We start from the raw sequence: 8,726 nt of genomic DNA on the forward strand, positions 1-8,726 counted from the left end.
GCCGCCGAGTCGAGGATTGCTTCCAAGCCTGCCGACGGCCGAGTCCCGGTCCGGCGACGGGCGCGCCGTGGCCGGAGTGCCCTGCGTTCGGTGACCTTCGGCCATCATCTGAACCGACGCTTCGCGCGATGCTGGAGAGACGAAGCGACTCGAATGAGCATCCCCATGACAGAACTACGACCCCTCGATTCCGGCTTCATGGAACTGGAGGACTCCGACCGGCATATCAGTCTCGGCATCGGCGCGGTGGCGATCATCTCCGGTGCCCCACCGAGCAGGTCCGAGCTGAGCGGCGTAGTCGCCAAGGGCGTGCAGCGGAACGCGCGCTTGCGCCAGAAGGTGCGGCGGGCGCCGCTCGACCTGGCCACGCCGGTGTGGGAGGACGACCCCAATTTCGATCTCGCACACCATATTCGGTGGACCGCACTGCCCGCGCCGGGTGACGAGGGCGCGTTGTGCGAATTGGTGGCGACGGAACTCGAGGAGCGACTCGATCGCGACCATCCGCTGTGGCAGTGCGTCGTCGTCGAACACCTCGCGGCGGACCGCTGGGCACTGCTGGTCAAAGCGCATCACAGTCTGGTGGACGGCGTATCCGGCATCTCGGTGTTCCGAAGTTTCTGCGATGCCGTGGCCGAGGAGCCGAACGATCCGGTGACCGAGCCACCGAACCGTACCGAGGTGCGCCGGCCGGATCTGGTTCGAGAACTGTCGCGGCTACCCGTCGTCGTGCCGCGGTCGGTGGTCGCCATGACGCGCGGTCTCGCGCCGCTGCTGTCCGCCGTCGTCTCGCCGGCCACCGAGTGCTCGCTGAACGGCCCCATCGGACGCCAGCGCCGGTATGTCGTGGCCCGGGCCGCCCTGTCGGATGTCCATGAGATCGGCGCGGTGTTCGGCGTCACGGTCAACGATGTCGTCCTGGCCGCGGTCGCCGCCGCTTATCGTGAACTGTTGGTCGGCCGCGACGAACGGCCGTCTCCGGACAAACTGCGTATTCTCGTCCCGATCTCCATGCGCTCCGAACAAGCGAAATACACACTGGACAACCGAGTTTCGGCGGTGCTGCCGTTCCTGCCGATCGAGGTCGCCGACCCGGTGGAGCGGCTGAGGGCGATCCGGGAACGGATGAACCGGCACAAGTCGGGAGGCGAAGCGCAGGCGGAGAAATCGGTGCTCGCGCTGGCGGGCTTGCTGCCGTTCGCGCCCCTGGCGTGGAGTCTTCGTCTGCTGGCACGGTTTCCGCAACGAACCGTGGGGGCGCTGGTGACGAATGTGCCCGGCCCGCGTGAACAGCTGACCGTGCGCGGGCGTGTGGTGTCGGAACTTCTGCCTGCCATGCCGATCGCCATGCGGTTGCGCACGGCGGTCGCGGTCCTCAGTTATGCGGGCCACCTGACCTTCGGCATCACCGGAGACTATGACACCGCTCCCGATATCGCCGTGCTCGCCGAAGGCATCGAGCGGGAGATCCGGCGGCTGCGGGAGCGGGCCGGGATCCGGCGAGCGTCCCGGCCCGAGGAGATCCGACCGTGACGCGCCTTCACGGCGGTGCGGCCCGAGCCGCCGGGACCGGCTGCGCGAAGAGGACGGATCGGGGACTTTCTGCCCTGTCCGGCAGTAGGACTCGGTGATGATATGGGAGGCCGTGGTGTCGAGTGAAGACCGGAAAGCGAGGTTGTTGCCAGGTGGATGCACGCGCGATGTGCCCCGGCCCGAGATCATGATCGCCTCGAACGGCCGTGTCGCGGACCGCGGCGTAGCGGGCCGCACAATGGTCGAGATCGACCGCGAGGAGGCGCTGCGGCTGCTGGCCGGCGTCGCCTACGGACGCGTGGTGTTCACTCGCGACGCACTGCCCGCGATTCGCCCGGTCAACCATTTCGTCGACGGCGGTGTGGTCATCGTGCGTACCCGGGTCACCTCACGGCTCACCGACACCGTTCGTGCCGATCCGTCCGTCGTCGTGGCGTACGAGGCCGACGACATCGACGCGGTGAGCCATGTGGGCTGGTCGGTCGTCGTGACCGGTCTCGCGCGTACGGTCACCGACCCCGAACGGATCGCGCGCTATACGCGGCTGCTGCGCCCGTGGGCCGATGGGCTCATGGACACCGTCATCGCTATCGAACCCACGATCGTGACGGGTGTCAGACTGCTCGGCGAGCAGGGATAGGTCGCCGTAGCGAAGCGCAACGGGTCGGTGACCCGAAGCCGGTCACCGCGAGCAATTGCGGGTCCGCGGTGGACGTCTGTGATCAAATGAGGTGGATGTTGCGGCGTTCCCTTCCGACCGTCGGCGGTCGTCCGACGGCGGGGGCGCGTGGTCGATTCGGCCACCGGACCAGAACACCAGGCAGGTGGCCCGGCAAGTCGCCCGCCGACAGATCGCCGACGCCAGGGCGCTGCTCGGTTCCGGCACGGCGACCGCCGCCGTAGCCGAGTGGCTCGGGCCCCGGCTCTCGGCCGAGACCGGGACGGAACCGAGACATGAGCATCGAGAGTTCTTCGGTATCGCAGGCCAGGCCGAACTCCGTTCTGGTACTGGGTGTACTGGCCGCGGGCCAATTCCTGATGACGCTCGACAGCTCGGTGATGAACGTGTCGATGGCGACCGTGGCCCAGGACGTCGGTACGACGATCACCGGAATCCAAACCGCGATCACCCTCTACACGTTGGTGATGGCGACGCTGATGCTGACGGGCGGGAAGGTGGGCTCCATCCTGGGCCGTCGCCGGGCGTTCGGCCTCGGGCTGGTGATCTACGGCGCCGGTTCCTGCACCACCGGCCTGGCGCCGAATCTGCCGGTTCTGCTGTTGGGTTGGTCGCTGCTCGAGGGGATCGGAGCGGCTCTGATCATGCCCGCGATCGTGTCCCTGGTCGCGGCGAACTTCGCGCCGGAACGCCGCGCGGCGGCCTATGGATTGGTGGCGGCGGCCGGCGCGATGGCGGTCGCGGTGGGGCCGCTGCTCGGCGGCGCGGTGACGACATACGCGTCCTGGCGGTACGTGTTCTTCGGCGAGGTCGTCATCGTCGTACTGATCCTGCTGGTGCTCCGCAGGATCGAGGACGCCCCCGCGGAGCAGGTACGGCTCGATCTGGTGGGCTCGCTGCTGTCGGTGGCCGGTCTCGGCATGGTCGTCTTCGGCGTCCTGCGGTCGAGCACGTGGGGCTGGGTGCGGGTGAAGCCGGGCGGTCCCGCCGTGCTCGGGCTCTCCCCGGTCATCTGGCTGCTGATCGCCGGACTGCTGGTCTCGTACCTCTTCCTGCGGTGGCAGACCCATCTGGTCGACACGGGCCGGGAGCCGCTCGTCGATCCGGGATTGCTGCGTAATCGGCAGCTCACCGGCGGCCTGAGCATGTTCTTCGCTCAGTTCACGGTGCAGGCGGGGGTGTTCTTCGCGGTTCCGCTGTTCCTGTCGGTGGTGCTCGAACTCAGCGCCGTGGAAACGGGCGTGCGGATCCTGCCGCTGTCGGTGGCGCTGGTTCTGGCGGCGACGGCGATTCCGAAGTTCCGGCCGCGGGCGAACCCGCGGCGGGTGGTACGGCTGGGGCTGGGCTCGATGATCACCGGCATCCTGATTCTGGTCGCCGGGATGGACCCCGGAGCGAACGCCGGGGTGGTCTCGATTCCGATGCTGCTGATGGGACTCGGACTGGGCGCTCTGGCCTCGCAGTTGGGGGCTGTCACCGTCTCGTCGGTGCCCGATGCGCAGAGCGGCGCGGTCGGCGGGCTGCAGAACACCGTGACCAATCTCGGCGCATCGCTCGGCACCGCCTTGATCGGCTCGGTGCTGATCGCGACCCTGACCTCGTCGGTCGTCGCGGGCATCGAAAGCGATCCCGCGGTTCCCGCGTCGGTGCAGCAGCGGGCGACCACCGAACTCGCGGGCGGCGTGCCGTTCCTGTCCAACACCCAACTCGAGGATGCCCTCCATGCCGCCGGAGTGCAGCAGTCCACCGCGGACGCCGTCATAACCGTCAACACCGAGGCGCGGCTGGAAGCCTTGCGGGTGGCGTTGGCCGTGACTGCCCTGCTCGCCATCGCGCCGCTGTTTGCCACCGGCAGGTTGCCACTGCGGCCGGCCGCGCGGAGCCGGGATGACCCGGCCGAGACCGACGAATCGTAGAAGCAGCCTTCGGCAGAGGTCCGACGGCCCGCCCGGCGAATGACCTTCGTCTCTGCCGCCTTCGTGGGGGACGCGAGATGCTCGATGCCGATGGCAGCGGCGGCGCGGACGGCCGATGGGATGCCTGCGGCGCCGCTCTCGACGGAGGGAATCTTCATGACCACCGAAAGCGCCTCGCGCGAAACGAATCTCGCCTTTCCCATCTTGGCGGCCGTCGACGGCTCGGCCAGCTCGTACCAGGCGGTCGCTTGGGCGGCGGTCGAAGCCGCGCTGCATCACCGCTCGCTGCACATCGTCACTTCGATGGCGATCCAGACCGGTTTCGGCCCCGAGATGTCGCTCGGAGAAGCCGATCTGGAGTGGTTGCGCGACGACGGCGAGCGCATCCTCACGGAGGCGGCGCGGGTGGCGCGCACGGCGGTGCCGGGCGCCGAACCCGCCATCACCACCGAGGTGACTTTCGAACTGATCATTCCCATGCTCATCGAAAGGTCCGCGCGAGCGTGGATGCTGGTGGTGGGCAGTCGCGGGATGGGTGCTTTCCAGCGGGGGCTGCTCGGCTCGGTGAGCACCGCGGCCACCCATCACGCGCGGTGCCCGGTCGCGGTGGTCCATGGCATCGCGGCGATCGACGCCGTGTCGGCCCGGCAGCCCGTGCTGGTGGGCGTCGATGGGACCGACAACAGTGTGGCCGCCGTCGAACTGGCGTTCGAGGAGGCGTCGCGCCGAAAGGTCGACGTGGTCGCGCTGCACGCGTGGAGCGACACCAGCGGTCCGGACGCACCGGTCCGCGGCTGGGACGGCGCCCGCGAGTCGGCGGAGGCGGTGCTGGCCGAGAGTCTGGCCGGTTGGGCCGATCGCTACCCGGACGTCGCGGTACGTCGCGTCGTCACGGCGGGCCGGCCGGGGCGATCGTTGCTGGACGAGTCGGCGAACGCACAGTTGGTTGTGGTCGGCAGTCACGGCAGAGGAGGGTTCGCCAGCATGCTGCTGGGCTCGACGAGCAACACCCTGCTGCACTCGGTGGAGGTGCCTTTGATCGTCGTTCGAACGCGGTGAAGGTCGTTTGCGAGCCGCGATGACCAGCACTGACCGCGCGTCGGTCGCGGTGCTGTCTCTGTTGGGTCAATCCGGTGTGCCCATCGCTTGCCCGTGGTTGTCTGGATACCTCACTGCGACATCATGGCGATCGGGGCCTCGTGCCCGCTCACGTCCGGATCGGGCGCTGGAGAACCTGCCATGCGGTCCCAGCCGAGAAAGGACCAGCGGGACATGGCAACGACGGAATCGGCGCGGGACCGCGTACGTCAGGCCGGCTCGGAGAGGCGACCGGTCTGGTACGCGCAGGACGCGGACGCGGTGCTGGCGGCTCTCGGCTCGGACCGGCAGTCCGGCCTGACCGCACTCGACGTCGAGGAACGGCGAAAGCGATACGGGCCCAACGAGCTCGCCGCGGAACCCGCGCCGTCGGTCTGGGCGATGGCGTTGCTGCAGTCGAAGGATCCGATGAACCTGATGCTGCTGGTGGTCACGGTGGTCAGCGTGACCATCGGCGAGATTCCGACGGCGATCGTGGTCGGGGTGCTGGTCGGGCTCAATGTCGTGCTGGGTACCCAGCAGGAGGTCAAGGCGCGGGCCAGCGTCGACGCGCTGGCGAAGATGCAGACGCCGCAGGCGCGGGTTGTGCGCGACGGGTCGCTGACGCGCTGTGCCGCGACCGAGCTCGTGCCGGGCGACATCGTCGAACTGGAGGCAGGCGACATCGTCCCCGCGGACGGCAGGCTGTTGAAATCCACCACCCTCGAGACCCAGGAAGCGGCGCTGACGGGGGAGAGCGCGCCCGTCGCCAAGGACGCCCACACGCTCGGCGCCGCCGACGTCGCCCTGGGCGACCGGGCCGACATGGTCTTCCAGAACACATCGGTGACGCGCGGCACCGCCGCCATGGTGGTCACCGAGACCGGCTCGGACACCGAGATGGGCCGGATCGCGTCGATGCTCTCGGCGGTCGCCCCGAGCAAGTCGCCGTTGCAACGCGAGCTGGATGCGCTGACGAAGGTGCTGGGCGCGATCGCCTGGATGGCGGTGGCGATCATCGTGATCATCGGGGCGATCCGCGGGCAAAGCATCACGGCGGTGCTGTTGCTCGGGATCTCGATGGGCGTGTCGGCGATCCCGACCGGCTTGCCCACATTCGTGCAGGCGATGCTGGCTTACGGGGCGCGCCGGCTGGCCGAGGCCAAGGCCGTCGTCAAGAACCTCACCGATGTCGAGACACTCGGCGCGACGAGCGCCATCAACTCCGACAAGACCGGCACGCTGACGATGAACCAGATGACGGTGCGGTCGCTGTACTTCCACGGCCGGTGGTACACCGTCGAGGGCCAGGGGTACGACAAGTCCGGGGCGATCACCCACGCCGCCGGGCAGGCGGCGCCGGACTTCACCCTGCTGGCCTACGGGCTGTGCCTGGACAGCGACGCCACCGTCGCCGACAGCGGGGAGGTCGTGGGCGATCCGACCGAGGCGGCGCTGGTGGTGCTGGCGGCCAAGCTCGGCGTCGACGCACCCCTGACCCGCCGAACCTACCCCCGGGTCGCCGAAGTGCCGTTCGATTCGGCCTACAAATTCATGGCGACGTTCCACCACCTGGAAGTCGACGGGAGCACCCGCTTCGTCGAATTGGTCAAAGGCGGGCCCGACGTCGTCCTGGACCGGTGCGCGACCGCGTACCGTCCGGGCAGGCGAGCCGTGCCGATCGACGACATGCGGCACGAGATCGCGGCCGCGAATCGCGGCATGTCGGAGAAGGGGTTGCGCGTGCTGGCCTTCGCCGCACGCTTGCTCGACGAGCAGGAGGAAGCCGCCGTTGCCGACCCGATGTCGTTCGTCGCGGAACTCACCTTCGTCGGCATGGTCGGGATCATCGATCCGCTGCGGCGCGAGGCGATCGAGGCGGTGCGCACCGCGCGTGCGGCCGGCATCGAGGTCCGCATGATCACCGGAGATCACGCGATCACCGCGTCCGCGATCGGGGCCGAACTCGGCCTCGGGCCCGGTGCGATCGGCGGCGGCGAACTCCAGGCGATGACCGACGAGCAGTTGTCGGCGGCCCTGCCGAATCTGCACGTGTTCGGGCGGGTCACCCCGCAGGACAAACTGCGGCTGGCCGACCTGATGCAGCGCGGCGGTGACGTGGTGGCCATGACCGGCGACGCGGTCAACGACGCCGCCGCGCTGAAGAAGGCCGATATCGGCGTGGCGATGGGATCGGGCAGCGAAGTCACCAAGCAGGCGGGCAAGATGGTGCTCACCGACGACAACTTCGGGACCCTGATCACCGCGATCCGGCTGGGGCGCGGCATCTACGACAAGATCGTGTCCTATATCCGCTATCAGATGTCCAAGCTGTTCGCGCTGGTGGCGCTGTTCCTCGTCGCCAGCGTCTTCGACATCAACGACGGGGTCGCGCTGACCCCGCTCATGGTGCTGTTCCAGCACTTCTTCATCACCCTGTTCCCGGTCGCCGTGATCATGCTGGATCCGCCGCCGCCGGACCTGATGAACAAGCCGCCCCGCGACCCGGCGAAGCCGATCGCGAACCGGAATTCGTTCGTGCAGTGGCTGGCCTACGGTGCTCTGCAACTGGCCGTGACGCTCGCCGCGATGCTCCTCGCGCCGGGGGAGATGAGCACGACTACGGCGAGTGTCCCGATGACCATGGCGTTCGTGGTGCTGTCGTTCGGTTCCATCCTGAGCGGCCTGGTCATGCGCCGCGACCCGGAGTCCGGCGTCACCGCACCGGTTCTCGGCGCGGTGAAGATCCTGTCGATTCCGGTCGTGGTCACCGTGTTCGCGGTCGAGATCGGCTTCCTGCAGGATCTGCTGATGACGAGGTCGCTGACGGGTGGTCAGTGGCTGGCCTGCCTGGGCTGGTCGCTCGTGGTCCCGATCGTCATCGAAGCAGAGAAGGCGGTGCGACGTCGGCGCCGATCCGGCGCGCCCGCGCCGATCCCCACAATGGCGGCGGTCGGTCCGGGACGGGCGAGTGAACGAGCGGTGCTGCCGGACATCGCGTCGTCCCGGTGATTGTCCATACGCCGGGTCCTGGCGTGCGGCAGGGGACACCACGCCAATTTGCCGAACTCTCCTACCAAGAATTTTTGCGGCCGTATCCGGTGGACCGGCACACGGCTGCGGCCCCGCCCCGATTCCCTTGCGGGCAAAATGTCTTCAGCGTTGTGCCGGTGTGCGTCCGGCACGGCGGTCGTGCCGATTGCTCCGGCATGGTCGCCGGTGCCTGCCCGGCCTGCTATCGGCCGTCCGAATCCACGGCCTGACCGGGACGATGTCCGTCGTGAGCGCTGATCGACCGCCGTCCGGCCGTGCGTGAAAGCGTGGTGGACGCTGGACTTCTCTCGGGAACCACCCCTTTCCGGCAGCGATCTTCGGCGCACGCGGAAGCGTGGAAACAATTCATCGCCTGATATGAGCGCCCTGCCGAACGGAAGTATGTACTGCGAGACGGTACCCGATGCAGATTGTTTCGGGGTCGATTAATGGGCACTCGTATGGAATTGTCGGGGCGCTGCAACGAT

Annotated in this window: 5 protein-coding genes; all 5 read left to right on the forward strand. The window is 68.4% G+C overall.

What is annotated here, in order from left to right; all coding sequences use genetic code 11:
- The first annotated feature begins 165 nt into the window (after nt 1-165).
- The 5 genes from ACL03I_RS12565 to ACL03I_RS12585 all read left to right on the forward strand — a co-directional run bounded on the left by ACL03I_RS12565 (nt 166) and on the right by ACL03I_RS12585 (nt 8,217).
- Nucleotides 166-1,533: a wax ester/triacylglycerol synthase family O-acyltransferase gene (locus ACL03I_RS12565; RefSeq protein ID WP_355075331.1), complete on the forward strand. Its 1,368-nt coding sequence runs from the start codon at nt 166-168 to the stop codon at nt 1,531-1,533.
- 187 nt (nt 1,534-1,720) lie between these two features.
- Nucleotides 1,721-2,173 carry a pyridoxamine 5'-phosphate oxidase family protein gene (locus tag ACL03I_RS12570; protein WP_355075549.1) on the forward strand — a complete coding sequence of 151 codons (453 nt, stop codon included), beginning with the start codon at nt 1,721-1,723 and terminating at the stop codon, nt 2,171-2,173.
- Between the two features lie 314 nt (nt 2,174-2,487).
- A complete protein-coding gene (locus ACL03I_RS12575) occupies nt 2,488-4,128 on the forward strand; it encodes an MFS transporter (RefSeq protein WP_412805973.1) in 1,641 nt (546 codons plus the stop codon).
- A gap of 156 nt (nt 4,129-4,284) precedes the next feature.
- Nucleotides 4,285-5,187 (forward strand): universal stress protein, encoded by a 903-nt coding sequence (locus ACL03I_RS12580; RefSeq protein ID WP_412805974.1) that lies wholly within the window; start codon nt 4,285-4,287, stop codon nt 5,185-5,187.
- Nucleotides 5,188-5,400: 213 nt separating this feature from the next.
- Nucleotides 5,401-8,217: a cation-translocating P-type ATPase gene (locus tag ACL03I_RS12585; protein WP_412805975.1), complete on the forward strand. Its 2,817-nt coding sequence runs from the start codon at nt 5,401-5,403 to the stop codon at nt 8,215-8,217.
- The last annotated feature ends 509 nt before the right edge of the window (nt 8,218-8,726 follow it).

The sequence above is a fragment of the Nocardia sichangensis genome (assembly GCF_047200615.1).
In the GTDB taxonomy this organism is placed as follows: Bacteria; Actinomycetota; Actinomycetes; order Mycobacteriales; family Mycobacteriaceae; genus Nocardia; species Nocardia sichangensis.